We start from the raw sequence: 19549 nt of genomic DNA on the forward strand, positions 1-19549 counted from the left end.
TGACGCCGTTCGTCTGGAGTCCACACTCCATTCGCCGGGCGTTTCCTGAACGGGGTCAGGGGACCAGGATGACCTTGCCCGTGGTCCGACGGCCCTCAAGGTCCTCGTGAGCCCTCGCGGCGTCGGCCAGCGGATACGTGGCGCCGATCCGGACCTTTAGGTTCCCGTTTGCCACGGCGGCGAAGATCTCGCCCGACCGCCATCGGCGCTCCTGTTCGTTGAGCAGGAAATGGCCCAGGGTCGGCCGGGTCAGCGTAAGCGACCCACCGGCGTTGAGGCGCTGCGGATCCACCGGGGGAACGGCTCCCGAGGCGGCCCCGAACAGGACGAGCGTGCCCCGTGTGCGCAGGCAGGACAGGGAACCGTCAAAAGTGTTGCGGCCCACGCCGTCGTACACCACGTCCACGCCCTTCCCGCCGGTGAGCTCGCGGACATGGTGGGGAAAGCCCTCGTACCTCAGTACATGGTCTGCCCCGGCCTCCAGGGCTAGTTCTTCCTTGGCGTCCGAGGAGACGGTGGTGATGACGCGGGCGCCCCTTTCCTTCAGCAGCTGGGTCAGCAGCAGGCCAACGCCGCCGGCACCAGCGTGCGTCAGCACGGTGTGGCCCGGTTCCACCCTGAAGGAGGAATTGATCAGGTAGTGGGCAGTCATGCCCTGGAGCGGCAGGGCAGCAGCCGTGAGGTCATCGACGCCATCCGGCACCGGCAGGGCCTTGACAGCATCGAGTACGGCGTAGCCGGCGTAGCATTTGGCGCCCTCGGCCGTGGCCACCCTGCTGCCGACGGTGAAGTTCTCGACGCCGTCGCCCACCTCCTCAACCGTTCCGGCCGCTTCCGAGCCGGGGGTGAAGGGAAAGGGGACCTGGTACATGCCCCCGCGTTGGTAGGTCTCAATGAAGTTGACGCCCGCTGCCGCCACCTTGATGAGCAGTTGGCCGGGGCCGGGGACGGGGCGCTCGACCTCTGCCAGTTCCAGTACTTCGGGCCCTCCGGGCTCGCGGGCAACGATGGCGTGCGTCATGTATCTCCTTCCCCGGGGCTGGGATTTCCTCGCCCCGGATCCTGGAACCATCCTAGGGAAACCTGAGCGAACGACGAAGTGACGGCCGGTCAGGGCCGTCACTTCGGGTCAAGCTGGGGGCCGGCCGAGTTTCGCCGGAGTTGTTCAGTAGCGCCGGGTGACCGTGGCCATGGGGCACTCAAAGTGCCGGCCGGCGGAGAGTCCGACGTCGTTGAGATAGCGGACAATAATGCCGTAGGACTGCAGAAGCGTGGTTTCGGTGTACGGAACCTGGTGCTTTTGGCAGTACTCCCGGACGATTCTGGCGGCCTTGTCCAGCTGGGGCCGCGCCATGTCGGGGAACAAGTGGTGCTCAGCCTGGCGGTTCAGTCCGCCGAGCAGGATGTCCATGAACCGGCCGCCGGAGATGTTCCGTGACGTCAGGACCTGCCGGCTGAAGAAGTCAACACGGCTGTCCGCCGGAATGACGGGCATGCCTTTGTGGTTGGGCGCAAAGGAGGCGCCCATGTAGAAGCCGAAGACGGCGAGCTGGACGGCGATGAAGGCGAAGGCCATTCCCAGCGGCAAGAAGGTGAAGGCCAGGACGGGCAGGATGCCCAGGCGGACGAGCAGGATAGGCAGCTCCACCCAGCGGTGCGTCACCTTGGCCCGGCGGAAGACGAACCTGACGGAATCGATCTGGAGCCCCAGGCCCACCAGGAACAGCAGCGGGAAAAAGAACCAGCCCTGCTTGCGGGTCAGGAAGGAAAACCGGCCCTGGCGCGTGGCTGCGGCTTCGTGGTGGAAGGCGATCGCGCCGGTGGCAATGTCGGGATCCTTGGAGATCACGTTCGGATGGTTGTGGTGAGCGCCGTGCTTCTGCTCCCACCAGGAATAGCTCATGCCTGCCACCGAGGTGGCCAGGATCCGGGCGGTCCAGTCGTTCGCGCGGCGGGACGCGAAGATTTGGCGGTGGCCGGCCTCGTGGGCCAGGAAGCTCAGCTGGGTGCAGATAATGCCGACTGCGGCGGCGATGAGGAGCTGGAACCAGCTGTCACCTATCAGCGCGAAACCGAACCAGGTGGCGGTCATCAGGAGCACCAGCGTGGAAAAGAGTGTGATGTAGAAACCCACACGGCGTTCCAGCAGGCCTGCGGCCTTGACGCTCTTGAGCAGTTCCGAATAGCTCAGGACAACGGCGTTGGGCTGCCGGACGCGCGATTTGGGGCGCTCCGGCGTTGAGAGGGTGGTGGTCATGGAGCCGGGGCCTCGTAACTGTTATGGGCAACGCTGCAGCAGACGTTCGCAACTGCGCGGTCAAAATCACCCTTCCACCAGCATACGGGAGCCTGTCCAGTCGGCCGGGAAGCGCAGAAAACACAATGTATAAATATCGGGCACACTGAATATTTTTGCTGTAAGATTCACTGCATGACTATTTCAGTTGCCGTCTCCGGAGCCAGTGGCTACGCCGGGGGAGAAGTCCTGCGCATCCTAGCGGGACATCCGGACGTAACCATCGGTGCCATCACAGCGCACAGCAATGCAGGCTCCCGCCTCGGCGAACTGCAGCCGCACCTGCATGGGCTGTCCAGCCGCATCCTGGAAGACACCACGGTGGAAAACCTCTCGGGCCACGACGTGGTGTTCCTGGCCCTTCCGCACGGGGCTTCCGCGGAGATCGCAGCGCAGCTCCCCGAGGGCACTGTGGTGATCGACGCCGGCGCAGACCACCGCCTGGAAGATCCGGCCGCGTGGGAAAAGTTCTACGGCTCGGCCCACGCTGGAACATGGCCGTACGGCCTGCCCGAACTTCCCGGCCAGCGTGAGGTCCTCAAGGGCGCCACCCGGATTGCCGTTCCCGGCTGCTACCCGACGTCGGCCCTCCTGGCGCTGACGCCCGGGTTCGCTGCGAACCTCCTGCAGCCCGACGACGTCGTCATAGTTTCCGCCTCCGGCACCTCGGGTGCGGGCAAGGCCGCCAAAGTAAACCTCATCGGCGCCGAGGTGATGGGCTCCATGAGCCCCTACGGCGTGGGCGGCGGCCACCGCCACACACCGGAGATCGAGCAGGGACTCTCCAACGCTGCCGGGGAAACCGTCATCGTGTCCTTCACCCCCACGCTTGCCCCCATGAGCCGCGGGATCCTCACCACCGCGACGGCGAAGGTCAAGCCGGGCACCTCCGCAGCGGACCTTCGCCAGGCGTGGGCTGAGGCCTACGACGACGAACCGTTTGTCCACCTGTTGCCGGAGGGCCAATGGCCGGCCACCAAGTCGGTCCAGGGCTCCAACCACGCGGCAATGCAGTTGGCTTTTGACCCGCACACCGGCCGCGTGATTGTCACCTGCGCCATTGATAACCTCACCAAGGGAACTGCCGGCGGCGCCGTGCAGTCCATGAACATTGCGCTTGGCCTGGCGGAAACCGCCGGCCTCAACCTGCAGGGAGTTGCACCGTGACCGTTACCGCACCCCAGGGCTTCCGGGCCGCCGGCGTCACCGCCGGCCTCAAGGCGTCCGGCAAGCCGGACCTGGCCCTGGTCGTCAATGATGGCCCCTCCAAGGCCGCGGCCGCCGTCTTCACCAGCAACCGCGTGGCCGCAGCCCCGGTCCACTGGTCCCGCCAGGTAGTCTCCGACGGCCGGGTTGACGCCGTCATCCTTAACTCCGGCGGTGCTAACGCCTGCACGGGTCCGGAAGGCTTCCAGAACACGCACAGCACCGCCGAAAAGGTCGCCGAAGTACTGGGCATTTCGGCAACCGACGTCTTTGTGTGCTCCACCGGCCTGATCGGTGAGCAGCTGCCCATGGACAAAATCCTTCCGGGTGTCGAGGCCGCCTCTGCGGCGCTCAGCACGGACGGCGGACCCGAAGCGGCCAATGCCATCATGACAACCGACTCCGTGCCCAAGGCCGCGCTGTTCATCGGCACCGACGCCGACGGCCAGGAGTTCTCCATCGGGGGCATCGCGAAGGGCGCCGGCATGCTGGCCCCCGGCCTCGCCACCATGCTGGTGGTCCTCACTACCGACGCCGACGTGGAAGCAGAAATGCTCGATGTCGTGCTCCGCGACGCCACGCGCGTCACTTTCGACCGCGCTGATTCCGATGGCTGCATGTCCACCAACGACACCGTGGTGCTGTTGGCGTCCGGCGCATCAGGCGCCGTTCCCTCAGCCGAAGCCTTTAGTGCCGGGCTGACCCAGGTGTGCGCGGAACTGGCACGCAAACTGATCGGGGACGCCGAGGGCGCGAGCCACGACATCGCCATCCGCACGTTCAACGCGGCCAGCGAGCGGGACGCCGAAACCGTCAGCCGCTCCGTGGCCCGGTCCAACCTGTTCAAGGCCGCTATCTTCGGCAAGGACCCCAACTGGGGCCGTGTCCTGTCCGCCGTGGGCACCACGGATGCAGTCTTCGAGCCGGACCAGCTCAACGTCGCCATCAACGGTGTCCAGATCTGCCGCAACGGCAGCATCGGCGATGACCGCAACCTGGTGGACCTGGAACCCCGCGAAGTCCACGTGGAGATTGACCTGAAGTCCGGCTACGCCGAGGCCACGATCTGGACCAACGACCTCACCCACGACTACGTGCACGAGAACAGCGCTTACTCGAGCTAGTCCTCGAGCAAATCCACCAGCCACCCTGGAGTAACGCCAAGCATGAACACCCAGACCCGCGAAACCACGTCCATGAGTGATGCCCAAAGCAAGGCAGGCACCCTGATCGAGGCACTGCCCTGGATCCAGCGCTTCGCCGGCACCACCATGGTGATCAAGTACGGCGGAAACGCCATGGTCAACGAAGAACTGCGCCGCGCTTTCGCGGAGGACGTCGTGTTCCTGCACCACGTAGGCATCCACCCCGTGGTGGTCCACGGCGGCGGTCCGCAGATCAACTCCATGCTGGCCAGGCTGGGCATTGAGTCCGAGTTCAAGGGTGGACTTCGCGTCACCACCCCCGAAGCGATGGACGTGGTCCGGATGGTCCTCACCGGCCAGGTGGGCCGCGAACTGGTTGGCCTGATCAACTCCCACGGCCCCTACGCGGTGGGAATGTCCGGTGAGGACGGCGGCCTGCTCCGGGCAGTCCGGACCGGGACCATCATTGACGGCCAGGAAGTGGACCTTGGCCTGGTAGGCGAAGTGGTCGGCGTGAACCCGGAGGGCATCCTGGACATCCTGGCTGCCGGGCGGATCCCCGTCATCTCCACCGTGGCGCCCGAAATCGAGGACGACGGCAGCGGCGCAGCGGACCAGCGGGGCGAACGGGCCCAGACCACGGGCCAGGTCCTCAACGTCAATGCGGACACGGCCGCGGCCGCCCTCGCCGAAGCGCTGGGGGCATCAAAACTGGTGATCCTCACCGACGTCGAAGGCCTCTATGCCAACTGGCCGGACAGGTCCTCGCTCATCTCTTCCCTCACGGCCTCGGAGCTGCGCGAACTGCTGCCGTCCCTGGAATCGGGCATGATTCCGAAGATGGAGGCCTGCCTCAAAGCCATTGACGGGGGAGTGGAGCGCGCGCACATCGTGGACGGCAGGCTCCCGCACTCCATGCTCCTGGAAACATTCACCACCGCCGGAATCGGCACCCAGGTGGTCCCTGACGAAGAGGTGAACGCATGATGACCCACGCAGAACTGAGCCAGTCGACTGAAGGCCGGAGCAGCGATGGGGGGCCGGGTGTGGTCGGGCACCGCGAAGCGGGCGGGACCCCCATCGCTGCGGAGGCCTCGGCGACCGCCCTCGTTTCTCAAAGTAGTGGAGCCGAGTGGCTTACCCGCTACTCGACGTCCCTCATGGGCGTGTTCGGCACGCCGCAGCGTGTGCTGGTGCGCGGTGCCGGCTGCCTGGTCTGGGACGCCGACGGGAAGGAATATCTTGACCTGCTCGGCGGCATCGCCGTCAACGCCCTGGGCCACGCCCACCCGTTTGTCACGTCCGTGATCTCCAGCCAGCTGGCAACCCTGGGGCACGTCTCCAACTTCTTTACCAGCCCCACGCAGATCGCACTGGCCGAAAAACTGCTCGACCTGACGCACGCCCCGGCAGGCTCCAAGGTGTTCTTCACCAATTCCGGAACCGAAGCCAACGAGGCTGCCTTCAAGCTCGCGCGACGCAACGGAACCGGCCCGGACGGTGCGCCCAGGACCAAGATCATCGCCTTGGAAGGTGCCTTCCACGGGCGGACCATGGGTGCCCTGGCCCTGACCGCCAAGGAAGCGTACCGTGCCCCGTTCGAGCCGCTGCCCGGCGGTGTGGTCCATATCCCGTTCGGTGACGTAGCAGCCCTTGAAGCTGCCATCGACGAGACCGTGGCCGCCGTTTTCCTGGAACCGATCCAGGGCGAGGCCGGAGTGCGGCCGCTGCCTGCCGGCTACCTGCGGGCCGCCCGCGAGGCGACCACGAAGGCCGGCGCCCTGCTGATCCTGGACGAGGTCCAGACTGGAATCGGGCGTACCGGAAAATGGCTAGCCAGCGAGGACGCCGGGATTGTTCCGGACGCCGTCACCCTGGCCAAGGGCCTCGGCGGCGGATTCCCCATTGGAGCGCTGCTGACGTTCGGCGGGCAGGTGTCCTCGCTCCTGACAGCGGGCCAGCACGGCACCACCTTCGGCGGCAACCCGGTGGCGACGGCGGCCGCCCTCGCCACGCTGCACGCGATCGAAAGCCAGCGGGTGCTGGAAAACGTCGTCACTGTGGGGGATTACCTCCGGGCTGGGCTCGCCGCCGTCGACGGTGTGACCGAAGTCCGGGGCGAAGGCCTGTTGATCGGCTTCGACCTTGACGCTGACGTCGCACCTGGCGTTGTGACCGCTGGGCTGGAGGCCGGTTTCATCGTCAACAGCCCCGGGCCGCGCACCATTCGGCTCGCCCCGCCGCTGGTCCTCAGCACCGACCAGGCCGGCGCCTTCCTTGCCGCGCTCCCGGCAATCCTCCAAACAGCTAAGGACGCGCAGTGACCTCTGTAGTTTCTTCCGCCGGCACAGCCAGCGGCACCCGCCACTTCCTGAAGGACACGGACCTCAGCCCCGCTGAGCAGGCTGAGGTCCTGGATCTGGCCGTCCGCATGAAGGCTGCGCCCTACAGTGTGCAGCCCTTCGCCGCGGAGGGCAACGGCCGCAAAACGGTCGCCGTGATCTTCGACAAAACATCAACCCGTACCCGGGTTTCCTTTGCCACCGGCATCGCCGACATGGGCGGCAATGCCTTGATCATCAACCCCGGTGAGGCCCAGATCGGCCACAAGGAATCGGTGGAGGACACCGCTAAGGTCCTGGAGCGCATGGTTTCCACGATCGTGTGGCGCACGGGCGCGCACTCCGGACTGGTGGCCATGGCGGAAAACTCCGCCGTGCCTGTCATCAACGCCCTGTGCGACGACTACCACCCGTGCCAGCTCCTCGCGGACCTGCTGGCAGTCAAGGAACACAAGGGCGAACTGGCCGGCCTCACCATGAGCTACCTGGGCGATGCCGCCAACAACATGGCCAATTCCTACCTGCTAGCGGGCGTCACCGCCGGGATGCACGTCCGCATCGCGGGGCCGGAGGGCTACCTCCCGGCAGCGGAGATCGTCGCCGCGGCCGAGGAACGTGCCGCCCAGACGGGCGGGTCAGTGCTGATTACCACCGATGCCGCCGAAGCCCTCAAAGGCGCCGACGTCGTAGCCACGGACACGTGGGTCTCCATGGGCCAGGAAGCCGAAAAGGAAGCCCGGCTGCAGCTGTTCCGGGAGTACTCCGTGGATGAGGCAGCCATGGCACATGCGGCGGACGACGCCGTCGTGCTTCACTGCCTTCCCGCCTATCGCGGCTATGAGATCTCGGCGGGTGTCATCGACGGGCCGCAGTCGATCGTCTGGGACGAAGCCGAAAACCGGCTGCACGCCCAGAAGGCCCTTATGGCCTGGCTGATGCACAAGTCGGGCCTGGCGTTCGTGGACGGTCTTTCTCCCGTTGAAGGCACCGGGGAGAGCACGTTCTAGTGTCCACCAACCCGTCGGTGCCGGGTTCCAGCCCGGCAACCAAGACAGCCCGCCAGGCGCGCATCACCGCGATCCTGACGGGCGAATCGGTGCGCTCCCAGGCGGAGCTGGCCGCGCTGCTGGCGGACGACGGCGTCCAGGTCACCCAAGCCACCCTGTCCCGGGACCTCGTGGAACTCGGCGCGGTCCGGGTGCGTGGCAAGGAGGGCGTCCTGGTCTACGCCGTGCCTGGTGAAGGCGGCGAACGCGCGGCGAAGAGCGGCGTCAGCCAGGAAATCCTGGATGCGCGGCTTGCCAGGCTGTGCAGCGAGCTGCTGGTCACTGCGGAGGCCTCGGCCAACATTGCCGTGCTGCGGACCCCACCCGGGGCGGCCAACTTCCTGGCCCTGGCCATCGACCACTCGGTCATGCCATCCATCCTCGGGACCATCGCCGGGGATGACACCGTGCTGCTCGTGTCCCGTGATCCCCAGGGCGGGCAGGACCTCGCCGCGCGTTTCCTGCAACTCGCCGAGGAAGCGGGCGGCAGCCAGTAATGCGCCGTCCCAAGGTGTGACAGGCTTTCCGTAATCAATTCTTAAACAACGCAAACCCCAACATAGAGGAGCATTTTCGTGACTGAGCGTATTGTTCTGGCCTACTCCGGTGGCCTGGATACTTCCGTAGCCATCGGCTGGATCGGTGAAGCCACCGGCGCCGAGGTCATCGCCGTGGCAGTCGACGTCGGACAGGGCGGCGAGTCGCTGGAGACCATCCGCCAGCGTGCCCTCGGCTGCGGCGCCGTCGAAGCCTACGTGGCCGACGCGTCCGACGAGTTCGCCAACGAGTACTGCATGCCCACCCTGAAGGCCAACGCCCTCTACCAGGGCCACTACCCGCTGGTCTCCGCCATCTCCCGGCCGGTGATCGTCAAGCACCTGGTCAAGGCCGCCCGCGAATTCGGCGCCACCACCGTTGCGCACGGCTGCACCGGCAAGGGCAACGACCAGGTCCGCTTCGAAGTGGGCATCCAGACTCTCGGACCGGACCTGAAGTGCATCGCCCCGGTCCGCGACCTCGCCCTGACCCGCGACAAGGCCATTGCCTTCGCGGAGGAAAAGGGACTGCCGATCGAGACCACCAAGAAGAACCCGTACTCGATCGACCAGAACGTCTGGGGCCGCGCCGTCGAGACCGGCTACCTCGAAGACATCTGGAACGCACCCACCAAGGACATCTACGACTACACCGCCACCCCTGAATTCCCACCGGCCCCGGATGAAGTCACCATCTCGTTCGAAGCCGGCGTGCCGGTAGCGATCGACGGCGTCCGCGTTACCCCGCTGCAGGCCATCAAGGAACTCAACCGCCGCGCAGGCGCCCAGGGCGTGGGCCGGATCGACGTCGTCGAGGACCGCCTGGTGGGCATCAAGTCCCGCGAAATCTACGAGGCACCGGGCGCAATGGCACTGATCACCGCGCACAAGCACCTCGAGGACATCACCGTCGAGCGTGAGCAGGCCCGCTTCAAGGCAACTGTCGGCCAGCGCTGGGCCGAACTGGTCTACGACGGCCAGTGGTTCTCCCCGCTCAAGCGCTCCCTGGATGCCTTCATCGAGGACACCCAGAAGTACGTCTCAGGCGACATCCGCATGGTCCTGCACGGCGGCCAGGCGATCGTCAACGGACGCCGCTCCGAGACTTCGCTCTACGACTTCGACCTCGCCACCTACGACACCGGCGACACGTTCGACCAGTCGATGGCGCGCGGCTTCATCGAGCTGTGGGGCATGTCCGCCAAGGTTGCCTCCGGCCGCGATATCCGCGTCGCAGGCCAGTGACGGAGAATCTGGGCCCACGAGCGCAGGGGTCCCCGGCCGAGCGCAGCGAGGTCGGGGTGCGCTCGGGGACGAACGAGGGTGCACTGTGGGGCGGCCGGTTCGCAGGTGGCCCCGCTGATGCCCTGGCAGCCTTGAGCAAGTCCACGCACTTCGACTGGCGGCTGGCCCGCTACGACATCGCCGGGTCACAGGCGCATGCCCGCGTGCTGCACAAGGCCGGGCTGCTGGACGACGCCGAGCTCGAAGGCATGCTCGCCGCCTTGGCACAGCTGGACGAGGACGTGGCCTCCGGCGCTTACCTGCCGGCGGAATCCGACGAGGACGTGCATGGATCGCTGGAACGCGGCCTCATTGAGCGCGCAGGCACCCAGCTGGGCGGCAAGCTCCGCGCCGGACGGTCCCGCAACGACCAGGTGGCCACGCTCGGCCGCATGTTCCTGCGCGACCACGCCCGGATCATCGCCCGCGGCGTGTTGGCAACGATCGAGGCGCTGGTGGAGCAGGCCAAGGCGCACCAGGGTGTGGCCATGCCGGGCCGCACGCACCTGCAGCACGCGCAGCCGGTCCTGCTCAGCCACCACCTGCTGGCCCATGCCTGGGCGTTGCTGCGTGATGTGCAGCGGCTCCAGGACTGGGACAAGCGCGCCGGTGTCTCGCCCTACGGTTCGGGTGCCCTCGCGGGCTCCTCGCTTGGGCTGGACCCGGAAGCGGTGGCCGCGGACCTGGGCTTCTTCTCCGCCACCCACAACTCGATTGACGGCACCGCCTCCCGCGACGTCTTCGCCGAGTTCGCCTGGGTGACGGCGATGATCGGCGTGGACTTGTCGCGCGTCTCGGAAGAAGTGATCCTGTGGGCCACCAAGGAGTTCTCCTTTGTCACCCTGCATGATTCCTACTCCACGGGCTCCTCGATCATGCCGCAGAAGAAGAACCCGGACGTGGCCGAGCTGGCCCGCGGCAAGGCAGGACGCCTCATCGGCAACCTGACCGGGCTGCTGGCAACACTCAAGGGCCTCCCGCTCGCGTACAACCGCGACCTCCAGGAGGACAAGGAGCCGGTCTTCGACGCCGCCGACACCCTGGAACTGCTGCTTCCGGCTGTTTCGGGCATGATCGCGACACTGAAGTTCAACACGGAGCGGATGGAGTCGCTTGCACCGCAGGGCTTCGCGCTGGCAACCGACATCGCCGAGTGGCTGGTCCGCCAGGGTGTTCCGTTCCGCGAGGCGCATGAGCTCTCCGGAGCAGCGGTGAAGCAGGCCGAGTCCCGCGACGTGGAGCTGTGGGACCTGACGGATGAGGAGTACGCCGCCATTTCGGTGCACCTGACGCCGGAGGTCCGCACGGTCCTGTCCACGGAGGGGTCGCTGAACAGCCGCAACTCCCAGGGCGGCACGGCACCGGCCGCCGTCGAACGCCAGCTTGTTGCGCTGGAAGCCGAGCTGCGGGCCGTGCGGGAATACACGGCCTAGCTACCAACGCTCTCTCACTTTCCCCAAGAAAGTGAGAGAGCGTTGTGCGTTAACCGGCGAGCGGTCCCGGCTAGCATGTGGCCATGAGCGACGCCTTCCGCAGCCACCTCCGGGCCCTGCCCGACTTTCCCACCGACCTGCCGGACTTCGACCCGGCCCACGCCCCGGCGGACCCGGTGGCGTTGTTCACTTTATGGCTGGATGAGGCCCTGGAGGCAGGCGCGCTGCAACCGCATGCCTGCAGCCTGGCCACTGCGGCCGGCAATGGTCAGCCTTCCGCCCGGATGCTGATCCTGAAAAATATCGACGACGACGGCTGGCACTTCGCCACGTCCCGCACCTCCAGGAAGGGCCGGGAACTGTCCGTCAACCCGAAAGCGGCCCTGAACTTCTACTGGCCGCAGCAGGGCCGGCAGGTCCGGGTCGCCGGCCCGGTGGTTGAGCTGTCCGCCGAAGCGTCGGCCGCAGACTGGCAGGCGCGCCCTGCAGCGGACGGCAGCGACAATCCGGACTGGCAGCTCTATGCGCTCCGGCCTACAGAACTGGAATTCTGGCAGGCCCGCCACGACCGCCGGCACGTGCGGCACCGCTATGGACCGGACGGCATCCCGCTCGGCTGAGTGTTTGACGGTTAGGATGGGCGCCATGACTGCTCCCGCACCGGCTGACCTTCTCGCCGAACTGCACAAAGCCGCCGACGTCGTGGCCTCAGCCGCCGCGAAATTCACCGATGAGGACATTAAGGCGCCATCGGCGCTGCCGGGCTGGACCCGCGGGCATGTCCTGGCGCACCTCGCCGGCATTACCAACGCCATGGCCCGCCAGCTCGAATACGCGGCCCGGGGCGAAACCATTGAGCTGTACGACGGCGGCCAGGACGGTCGGAACAAGGCCATCGAGATCGCCGCGGGCCACAGTGCGGATGCCCATCGTGCGGATCTGGCCGCAGGCCTCGACCGGGCGCTGAAAGCTTTTGACGCGCTCGACGCCGGCTCCGGTTGGGACGCGCCGATTGCCTATCGAGGGGGAGTTGTCCTCGACGGCGGGCTGGCGTTGTGGCGTGAATTGGTGATCCACACAGCCGACCTGGGCACTGGCCTTGGCCCGGAGACCTGGAGCCGGCCATTCTGCGAACACCTTTTCGGCTTCCTGGCTGCCCGCGTGGCTCCGGGGGACAAGCTGGTGCTCCAGCCGCTTGGGCTTCCGCCAAGGACTCTCGGCACCGGCGCCCGCTCCACTGTCATCAGCGGCATGATCACTGACATAGCGGCGTGGCTTGCTGGCCGTGAACCGTCGCTCGGCAGCCTGCGGGCCTCCGCAGCTGCAGACGGCGTGGATCTCCCCGAACTGCTGCCGTGGCCTTCGGGGACGCCCTCAACAAAGTAGGTCCTAGCCGGCTTCGCGTGCCAGCAGGCTTTCCCTTGCTTCTCGCGCGAGCAGGCTCTCCTTGATGGCCAGGCCCCAGCGGAAGCCGCCCAGGGAGCCGTCAGTTCGGATGACGCGGTGGCAGGGCACAAACAATGCTGCCGCATTGAACGCGCAGGCGCTGGCCGCGGCCCTGACTGCCTTGGGATTCCCTGACAGTTCGGCGTACTCCGTATAGGTGACCGGCGACCCGGGGCGTACTGTCCTCAGCACATCCCACGCGTGGGCCCGGAAGGGCCCGGATTTCTGCAGCACGGGAACAGCCATGGCCGGTGCGGGGTCCCCGGCGTAGAAGGCCTCCACTGCCAGGGATATGGGACCCAGGTCTGTCACCGACTCAATGTCGCCCGGGCGCAGCTCCGGATGGATTTGCCCGGTCAGCTCACCTGGCCCGGCCGTCCAGCCGGAGGCCAGGACCACGCCGCCCTGCGCGAGGATGGTGAACGGACCGTCTGGGGTGGACATCACTAACAACTGGGCTTTCATTGCATCGCTTTCTCTGGAACAACTGGTTCAGGTTGAGGGGCTTTCGGCGCCGCAGCGGCGCGCCACAGGTGCATGGTGGCGTAGGACCGCCAGGGACTGACCTCACTGAAATCGGGGTTAAGCACACTGGGCCGGGGCGCGGGACCCAACGGTTCAGCGGCGAGTCCATCCCGGCTGGTGGCGGACGTTGCGAGGGCACGTATGCCGTTTTTCACAGCGGCATCGTTCGCCAGGAAGACGTCCGGCGCACCCAGCACGCGCATCGCCACATAGCCCACCGTCCAGGGACCCACGCCCGGGAGAGGGAGCAGCTTCGCCCCCAGCCCCGGCAGGTCGTCGCCATAGCCGAAATCCAGTTGGCCCTCCGCGAGGGCCGAAGCCGTAAAGCGGATGGCGTCAATACGGCGCTGCGGACCCCGCAGTAGTGAGTAGCCCGACCCGGCAATTTCTGCCGCGGTGGGAAACAGCCGGGAAAGCCCATCGCCGGGCATCCGGCTGGGACTTCCGGCTGCGGACAGTTGGGTCAGTGCCGTCCGGGCCGCGGCGACCGTGACCTGCTGTCCGATCTTCGCCCTGATGAGAAGTTCCTGTGGGTCCACCGCGCCCGGCAGCCGGATACCTGGGGCATTCGCCACGGAGTTGGCAAGCCGGGGATCCCCAGCCAGCGCGCTGTCAATGGCGACCGGATCGGAGTCAAGGTCGAAAAGCCGGCGCACCCTGCTCAGCAGCGCCGGGAGGTCGCGGAGGTCCACCGCGCCGATGGTGAGGGTAAGCGGACGCCCCGGCGCGCCGCCGTCGTAATGCACACTGAAGCGGGCATCACCGTGTGGCAGCCGCAGCGTACGGGCGTACGACGTCGGTGTCCCCACCTCGATCCCCGGGATGGCCCGGACCGCGAGGAAGGAAAAGACGCCGGGGTCGAAGGGTTCGCGGTAGGGCAGGGTCAGGGTCAGCGCGGTGGCTGCCATCTCCGGCTTGTGGTGCCGCGCCGTGGAGCGCAGGGCTGTGGGCGTCATGGCGAACACCTCCACCATGGTCTCGTTGAACTGCCGGACGCTGCTGAAGCCGGATGCGAACGCGATGTCGGCAAGCTTCATGGAAGTGGAAACCAGCAGGGTGCGTGCGGTCTGGGCACGGCTTGCCCGGGCAAGCGAGAGTGGTCCGGCGCCGAGTTCATGGCTGAGGATCCGGTTCAGCTGCCGTGCCGAATAGCCCAGCCGGGCCGCCAGGCCCTGCACCCCGTCCCGGTTGATAACGCCGTCGTTGATGAGCCTCATGGCCCGGCCGGCGATGTCTTGCCGGACGTTCCACGCCGGCGTCCCGGGCACCGCCTCGGGTAGGCAGCGCTTGCAGGCCCGGTAGCCGGCGTCGTGCGCCGCGGCTGATGTTTCGTAGAAGGTGACGTTGGCTGCCTTGGGGGTGCGGGCCGGGCAGGACGGACGGCAGTAGATGCCCGTAGTCCGGACAGCAGTGTAGAACTGCCCGTCGAACCGGGGATCGCGCGCATCGATCGCGCGGTAGCGCTGCCAGAAGTCCATGCCCCCTATCCTGCCAGCCCATGATGGCACCTGCTAGCGGAAATCGGACATGGCCGTGGGCCTTTGGGTAGAGTCGGATCATGACCGTCCGCACCAGTCCCACCGAGCCGGAACAGCTCCGCGAACTATTGTCCGGAGATGCACGGAGGATCGCACCGCAACTACTGGGATCCGTCCTGAGCCACAACAGCCATGAGGGAACAGTGGCCGTGCGGATCACCGAGGTGGAGGCCTACATGGGGCCTGGTGATTCCCTGCATCCGGATCCGGGATCCCACACGTTTCGCGGCCCCACGGCACGCAACGCGCCCATGTTCGGGCCTGCCGGCCATCTATACGTCTATTTCACGTACGGCATGCATTACTGCGCCAACGTCGTCTGCGGTCCGGCAGGCACGGCCTCCGCAGTGCTGCTGCGCGCCGGTGAAGTGGTGGAGGGGCAACGCCTGGCGGCGGTGAGGCGGCCGACGTCGAAATTTCCCTTTGATTTGGCGAGCGGACCGGCCCGGCTGGCCACTGCCCTTGCCCTCACTACGGCGGACAGCGGGCGGGATGCACTGAGCGAACCCTTCGAGCTGCGGCTTCCGGAAACTGCTGCGATGGAGGTCAGTTCCGGGCCTCGGGTGGGCGTTTCCGGGGACGGCGGCACGGGTGACTACCCCTGGCGCTTCTGGCTGCCGGGGGACCCTACGGTGTCCCGCTACAAGGCGGCCAAGCCACGTCCGGCGAAGTTTCAATCACGTTAACCGAAATGGTTGTAGAATGGACGGTCTGTCTTTTGCGATAGGGGAACGTTTAATGCTCGACGCCGATTTGGCCCACGAACGGGACTATGTTGCTGGCCTGTATGCGCGGCTGGAAGAATTGCGCGCCGAAAAGCGCAAGCAGTTGGCGCAGGTCCGCCGGGCCGGTGCTGTGGGCACCATGCAGAATGTTTCCGAGCGTGACGCCTTCGCCGCGCTCTATGAGGACCGCCTTGCCCAGCTCGACGCCGTCGATGACCGCCTGGTGTTCGGCCGCCTTGACCTGGATTCCGGGGAAGCCCAGTACATCGGCCGCATCGGACTCACCACCGAGGACCTGCAGCGGCTGATGGTGGACTGGCGCGCGCCCGAAGCCGGCCATTTCTACCAGGCAACCGCCTTTGACCGGCAGGGCGTGCGGCGCCGCCGGCACCTGATCCTGCAAGGCAGGGTAGTCAAGGCCATCGAGGACGACGTCCTGGACGCGGACATGCTCACCGACAACGAGTCGCTGCAGGGCGAAGGCGCACTGCTCGCTGCCCTGGACTCCAAGCGGACTGGCCGCATGTCCGACATCGTCGGCACCATCCAGTCCGAGCAGGACCGGATCATCCGTTCCTCCATCTCCGGTGCTGTCGTAGTCCAAGGCGGTCCGGGCACCGGCAAGACGGCCGTTGCGCTGCACCGCGCCGCCTACCTTCTCTACACCCACCGGGACCGGCTCAAGACTGCAGGTGTGCTGCTGGTGGGCCCGTCGTCGTCGTTCATGAAATACATCGAACGCGTACTGCCCTCACTCGGCGAAACCGGGGTGGTGATGGCCAGCCTCGGCCGGCTGATGCCTGGCATCAGTGCGGTGGCCGAACCCGAGGCCGAGGTCGCGGCCATCAAGGGCCGGCTGGACATGGCGGATGTTGTAGCCAATGCCGTGGCAAACCGCCAACGGACCTTTGCCGAAAACCGGGTCGTAGAGGTTGACGGGCGGAAGCTGGTGCTCACGCCGCGGCAGGTCCGCCGCGCCCGGGAACGCGCGCGTTCCACAGGCAAGCCGCACAATGAGGCACGCGTGACCTTCGTCAAGATCCTGCTCCGTGAGCTGACCGAGCAGATGACCGAACTCGTGGAAGCGGGAAGCCTTGGCAACAACGCCGACCGCTCCTACCTTGCGGAGGACGTCCGCACTGCCCGGGATGTACGGATCGCGCTGAACCTGTGCTGGATGCCCATGACCCCGGAGAAGCTCATCAGCGAGCTCTTCAGCAAGCCGGCGATCCTGGAAGTCTGCACCCCGCACCTCACCCCGGCCGAACGTGCGTTGCTGCTTCGCCCGGTGGATGCGCCCTGGACCGAGTCTGATGTGCCGCTCCTGGACGAAGCAGCGGAACTGCTGGGCGAACTTGACCCGGCTGCGGGCCGCGGACTGGCGCAGCAGGAGCACGATCGAGCCCGCGACCTGGCGAACGCGAAGCAGACCCTGGTGAACATGGAGGCTGCAGGTGTCGATGCGCTCATGTCGGCCGAGGAACTGGTGGACCAGAACCAGGAGCGCGAAGCCCGGCAGACAGCGGCCGAACGCGCCACGTCTGACAGGACCTGGGCCTTCGGGCACATCGTGGTCGACGAAGCGCAGGAACTTTCGCCGATGCAGTGGCGGCTTCTGGTCCGCCGGTGCCCGCTGAAGTCGTTCACCATCGTGGGCGACATCGCACAGACAAGTTCCGTGGCCGGCGCGAACTCCTGGCAGGGTGCCCTGGGTCCGCTGTTCGGGGACCGCTGGCAGCTGGAGGAACTGACGGTCAACTACCGTACGCCGTCGCAGATCGCGGAAGCCGCAGCACGGATGGCCAACGCGGCCGGCCTTGTGGTCTCTGCGCCCAAGGCGGTCCGCGAGGGCCGCTGGGCGCCCATCATCGACAAGGTGGCGGCCGGAGAAGTGGTCAGCCGGCTGGTGGAGGCGCTTCCCGAAGAGCTGGAAGCGCTCGACGGCGGCCTGCTGGCCGTGATTGCCGACGGCGACCTCCTGCCGCAGGCGACGGCGGCCTTGCGTGCCGTCTATGGCCGGCGCATCGGAACCGGCGCCGGAAGCTATGAGCAGGACATCGTGGTCATCAGCCCGCGGGAGGCCAAAGGCCTTGAGTTTGACGGGGTTGTGGTACTGGAACCTTCCAGGATGCTGAACCACGAGCACGGGCGGGTGGGGGATCTCTACGTCGCCATGACCCGGCCTACCCAGCGGCTCCGCCTGATCGCAGCAGAGGGTGTGCCTGCCGGCATCGAACGCTAGCCCGGTCGGCGGGGATTGGCGGTCACCGGCCCGGTTCATCCGGCGCCGGTGGCCGCCAATCCTGCTAACTTAGAAGTCGTGTCAGAACTCAACGATCTCGAATCCCAGCAGAACGACCCCACCTTCGCCAACATCTGGCAGGAGCTGAAGTGGCGCGGCCTGGTCCACGTCTCCACCGATGAAGGGGAGCTGGAAAAGCTCCTCGCCGGTGAGCCGGTCACGTATTACTGCGGGTTTGATCCCACCGCGCCGAGCCTGCACTTGGGAAACCTTGTCCAGCTCCTGGTGATGCGGCGGCTCCAGCTTGCAGGCCACAAGCCGTTGGGATTGGTGGGCGGCTCCACCGGCCTGATCGGCGACCCGCGTCCCACGGCGGAGCGGACACTTAACACCAAGGACACCGTCTCTGAGTGGGTGGGCTACCTCCAGGCGCAGGTCCGTCGCTTCCTCAGCTTCGAAGGCGCCAACGCCGCCCGTATGGTCAATAACCTCGACTGGACCGCCCCGTTGAGCGCCATCGATTTCCTTCGCGAAATCGGAAAGCACTACCGCGTTGGCACCATGCTTCGCAAGGACGCCGTTGCTTCCCGCCTCAGCTCCGAAGAAGGCATCAGCTACACGGAGTTCAGCTACCAGATCCTCCAGGGCATGGACTACCTCCAACTCTTCCGAGACTACGGCTGCATGCTGCAGACCGGCGGTTCGGACCAGTGGGGCAACCTCACCAGTGGCACGGAGCTGATCCGCAAGGTTGAAGGCAAGACTGTCCATGCCCTCGGAACTCCGTTGATCACCAACTCGGACGGCACCAAGTTCGGCAAGAGCGAAGGCAACGCTATCTGGCTCGACGCCGGCATGTGCAGCCCTTACGCCTTCTACCAGTTCTGGCTGAACACAGCTGATGCCGATGTTGTGGACCGGCTCAAGGTTTTCACTTTCCTTAGCCGGGCCGAGATTGAGGAGCTGGCTGCCGCAGTGGCCGAGCGCCCCTTTGCACGGGAAGGCCAGCGGAAGCTTGCCTTTGAAGTCACGTCGCTGGTCCATGGGGTCGAAGCCACAGAGAAAGTTATCGCTGCATCGGCCGCGCTCTTTGGCAATGGCGATCTGTCAGCGCTGGACAAGCCAACCCTCGAAGCCGCAACGTCGGAGCTTCCCTCCGCAACCATCCAGGTGGATGGCTTGGGGATTGTGGACCTGCTTGTGGCATCGGGCCTGTCCGAGAGCAAGTCGGCAGCCCGGCGTACGGTGGGCGAGGGGGGAGCATACGTGAACAATGAGAAGGTTTCCGATCCCGAAGCCGTGATCTCCGAATCCGAACTGTTGCATGGCCAGTACCTGCTTTTGCGGCGCGGTAAGAAGAACCTTGCGACCGTAGAAGTCCTGGTCCCGTAGCCCGTCCAGAACCTTATTGCGCGCTCCTCTTCGGCCGATTTGCACGGCTGGAGGGGAGCGTGTATTGTTTTCTGAGTCGCCGCCGCTGAGTGGTGACAAACCCCCTTCAAATGAGAAGCAATTCATCATGTGCACTGCACGGGAATTGATGAAATGCTTCACTTTTTGATGGGCGGATTCATTCCGCAGAGTGAATATCGGGAAAATAACCCGGATTTGCAAAGTGAATATGAATGAAATAAGATGGAAACATCGCAGCGAAGAAATGCGAAACAAAAGAATTCATTGAAATGAGTTGTTTCGAGAAGTATTCGAATGTGTCTGTTGTTTGAGAACTCAATAGTGTGCCAAGTTTGTTGATACCAATTGTTTTTTGATTGGTTGTTTTGGCCA

General features: G+C 65.9%; 18 protein-coding genes. 13 read left to right on the forward strand and 5 right to left on the reverse strand.

Features of this window, described 5'->3' with window-relative positions; genetic code table 11:
• Positions 1–55: 55 nt before the first annotated feature.
• Both V9L18_RS13465 and V9L18_RS13470 read right to left on the reverse strand, forming a co-directional pair.
• Positions 56–1021, reverse strand: a complete 966-nt coding sequence (locus V9L18_RS13465) for a quinone oxidoreductase family protein (protein WP_337347669.1) — start codon at positions 1019–1021, stop codon at positions 56–58.
• A 144-nt stretch (positions 1022–1165) separates the two neighbouring features.
• A complete protein-coding gene (locus V9L18_RS13470) occupies positions 1166–2257 on the reverse strand; it encodes a fatty acid desaturase family protein (RefSeq protein WP_337347670.1) in 1092 nt (363 codons plus the stop codon).
• Positions 2258–2431: 174 nt separating this feature from the next.
• On the opposite strand from V9L18_RS13470, the gene argC reads away from it, so the two are divergent.
• The 10 genes from argC to V9L18_RS13520 all read left to right on the forward strand — a co-directional run bounded on the left by argC (position 2432) and on the right by V9L18_RS13520 (position 12674).
• On the forward strand, positions 2432–3463 hold the full coding sequence (gene argC, locus V9L18_RS13475; RefSeq protein ID WP_337347671.1) for an N-acetyl-gamma-glutamyl-phosphate reductase: 1032 nt from the start codon (positions 2432–2434) through the stop codon (positions 3461–3463).
• Complete coding sequence (gene argJ, locus V9L18_RS13480; RefSeq protein WP_337347672.1) at positions 3460–4626, forward strand: bifunctional glutamate N-acetyltransferase/amino-acid acetyltransferase ArgJ; 1167 nt, start codon at positions 3460–3462, stop codon at positions 4624–4626. Before argC ends, argJ begins: the two co-directional genes overlap by 4 nt.
• Positions 4627–4668: 42 nt before the next feature.
• Positions 4669–5634, forward strand: a complete 966-nt coding sequence (gene argB / locus V9L18_RS13485; RefSeq protein ID WP_337347673.1) for an acetylglutamate kinase — start codon at positions 4669–4671, stop codon at positions 5632–5634.
• Positions 5634–6971: an acetylornithine transaminase gene (locus V9L18_RS13490; protein WP_337347696.1), complete on the forward strand. Its 1338-nt coding sequence runs from the start codon at positions 5634–5636 to the stop codon at positions 6969–6971. The genes argB and V9L18_RS13490 overlap by 1 nt, the downstream gene beginning before the upstream one ends.
• Positions 6968–7996, forward strand: coding sequence for an ornithine carbamoyltransferase (gene argF, locus V9L18_RS13495; protein WP_337347674.1), 1029 nt, complete (start codon positions 6968–6970; stop codon positions 7994–7996). Before V9L18_RS13490 ends, argF begins: the two co-directional genes overlap by 4 nt.
• Positions 7996–8532: an arginine repressor gene (locus tag V9L18_RS13500; protein WP_337347675.1), complete on the forward strand. Its 537-nt coding sequence runs from the start codon at positions 7996–7998 to the stop codon at positions 8530–8532. The genes argF and V9L18_RS13500 overlap by 1 nt, the downstream gene beginning before the upstream one ends.
• Before the next feature lie 78 nt (positions 8533–8610).
• Positions 8611–9816 carry an argininosuccinate synthase gene (locus V9L18_RS13505; protein WP_337347676.1) on the forward strand — a complete coding sequence of 402 codons (1206 nt, stop codon included), beginning with the start codon at positions 8611–8613 and terminating at the stop codon, positions 9814–9816.
• 8 nt (positions 9817–9824) lie between these two features.
• The gene (gene argH / locus V9L18_RS13510) at positions 9825–11288 is read left to right on the forward strand and encodes an argininosuccinate lyase (protein ID WP_337347697.1); all 1464 of its coding nucleotides are present in this window, start codon (positions 9825–9827) and stop codon (positions 11286–11288) included.
• 83 nt (positions 11289–11371) lie between these two features.
• Positions 11372–11908 carry a pyridoxine/pyridoxamine 5'-phosphate oxidase gene (locus tag V9L18_RS13515; protein WP_337347677.1) on the forward strand — a complete coding sequence of 179 codons (537 nt, stop codon included), beginning with the start codon at positions 11372–11374 and terminating at the stop codon, positions 11906–11908.
• 25 nt (positions 11909–11933) lie between these two features.
• Positions 11934–12674, forward strand: a complete 741-nt coding sequence (locus V9L18_RS13520) for a maleylpyruvate isomerase family mycothiol-dependent enzyme (RefSeq protein ID WP_337347678.1) — start codon at positions 11934–11936, stop codon at positions 12672–12674.
• Positions 12675–12677: 3 nt separating this feature from the next.
• Here V9L18_RS13520 and V9L18_RS13525 read toward each other — a convergent pair whose 3' ends face one another.
• Complete coding sequence (locus tag V9L18_RS13525) at positions 12678–13199, reverse strand: methylated-DNA--[protein]-cysteine S-methyltransferase (protein WP_337347679.1); 522 nt, start codon at positions 13197–13199, stop codon at positions 12678–12680.
• Positions 13196–14737, reverse strand: coding sequence for a DNA-3-methyladenine glycosylase 2 family protein (locus V9L18_RS13530; RefSeq protein WP_337347680.1), 1542 nt, complete (start codon positions 14735–14737; stop codon positions 13196–13198). The genes V9L18_RS13525 and V9L18_RS13530 overlap by 4 nt, the downstream gene beginning before the upstream one ends.
• An 80-nt stretch (positions 14738–14817) precedes the next feature.
• Here V9L18_RS13530 and V9L18_RS13535 point away from each other — a divergent pair, with 80 nt between their 5' ends.
• From V9L18_RS13535 to tyrS, 3 genes are all read left to right on the forward strand, one after another.
• The gene (locus tag V9L18_RS13535) at positions 14818–15483 is read left to right on the forward strand and encodes a DNA-3-methyladenine glycosylase (RefSeq protein WP_337347681.1); all 666 of its coding nucleotides are present in this window, start codon (positions 14818–14820) and stop codon (positions 15481–15483) included.
• 52 nt (positions 15484–15535) lie between these two features.
• Positions 15536–17764 (forward strand): HelD family protein, encoded by a 2229-nt coding sequence (locus V9L18_RS13540; protein ID WP_337347682.1) that lies wholly within the window; start codon positions 15536–15538, stop codon positions 17762–17764.
• Between the two features lie 78 nt (positions 17765–17842).
• The gene (gene tyrS, locus V9L18_RS13545) at positions 17843–19156 is read left to right on the forward strand and encodes a tyrosine--tRNA ligase (protein ID WP_337347683.1); all 1314 of its coding nucleotides are present in this window, start codon (positions 17843–17845) and stop codon (positions 19154–19156) included.
• 178 nt (positions 19157–19334) lie between these two features.
• On the opposite strand, the gene V9L18_RS13550 is transcribed toward tyrS, so the two are convergent.
• A partial coding sequence (locus tag V9L18_RS13550; RefSeq protein ID WP_337347684.1) for a hypothetical protein occupies positions 19335–19549 on the reverse strand: 215 nt, incomplete at its 5' end.

Source organism: Pseudarthrobacter sp. CCNWLW217, assembly GCF_037203985.1.
In the GTDB taxonomy this organism is placed as follows: Bacteria; Actinomycetota; Actinomycetes; order Actinomycetales; family Micrococcaceae; genus Arthrobacter.

Excerpts from the sequence above, each read along its gene's own strand:
- V9L18_RS13465 (WP_337347669.1), bottom strand. The coding sequence starts at position 1,021 with ATGACGCACGCCATCGTTGCCCGCGAGCCCGGAGGGCCCGAAGTACTG.
- V9L18_RS13470 (WP_337347670.1), bottom strand. The coding sequence starts at position 2,257 with ATGACCACCACCCTCTCAACGCCGGAGCGCCCCAAATCGCGCGTCCGG.
- argC (WP_337347671.1), top strand. The coding sequence starts at position 2,432 with ATGACTATTTCAGTTGCCGTCTCCGGAGCCAGTGGCTACGCCGGGGGA.
- argB (WP_337347673.1), top strand. The coding sequence starts at position 4,669 with ATGAACACCCAGACCCGCGAAACCACGTCCATGAGTGATGCCCAAAGC.
- V9L18_RS13490 (WP_337347696.1), top strand. The coding sequence starts at position 5,634 with ATGACCCACGCAGAACTGAGCCAGTCGACTGAAGGCCGGAGCAGCGAT.
- V9L18_RS13515 (WP_337347677.1), top strand. The coding sequence starts at position 11,372 with ATGAGCGACGCCTTCCGCAGCCACCTCCGGGCCCTGCCCGACTTTCCC.
- V9L18_RS13520 (WP_337347678.1), top strand. The coding sequence starts at position 11,934 with ATGACTGCTCCCGCACCGGCTGACCTTCTCGCCGAACTGCACAAAGCC.
- V9L18_RS13525 (WP_337347679.1), bottom strand. The coding sequence starts at position 13,199 with ATGAAAGCCCAGTTGTTAGTGATGTCCACCCCAGACGGTCCGTTCACC.
- V9L18_RS13530 (WP_337347680.1), bottom strand. The coding sequence starts at position 14,737 with ATGGACTTCTGGCAGCGCTACCGCGCGATCGATGCGCGCGATCCCCGG.
- V9L18_RS13535 (WP_337347681.1), top strand. The coding sequence starts at position 14,818 with ATGACCGTCCGCACCAGTCCCACCGAGCCGGAACAGCTCCGCGAACTA.
- V9L18_RS13540 (WP_337347682.1), top strand. The coding sequence starts at position 15,536 with ATGCTCGACGCCGATTTGGCCCACGAACGGGACTATGTTGCTGGCCTG.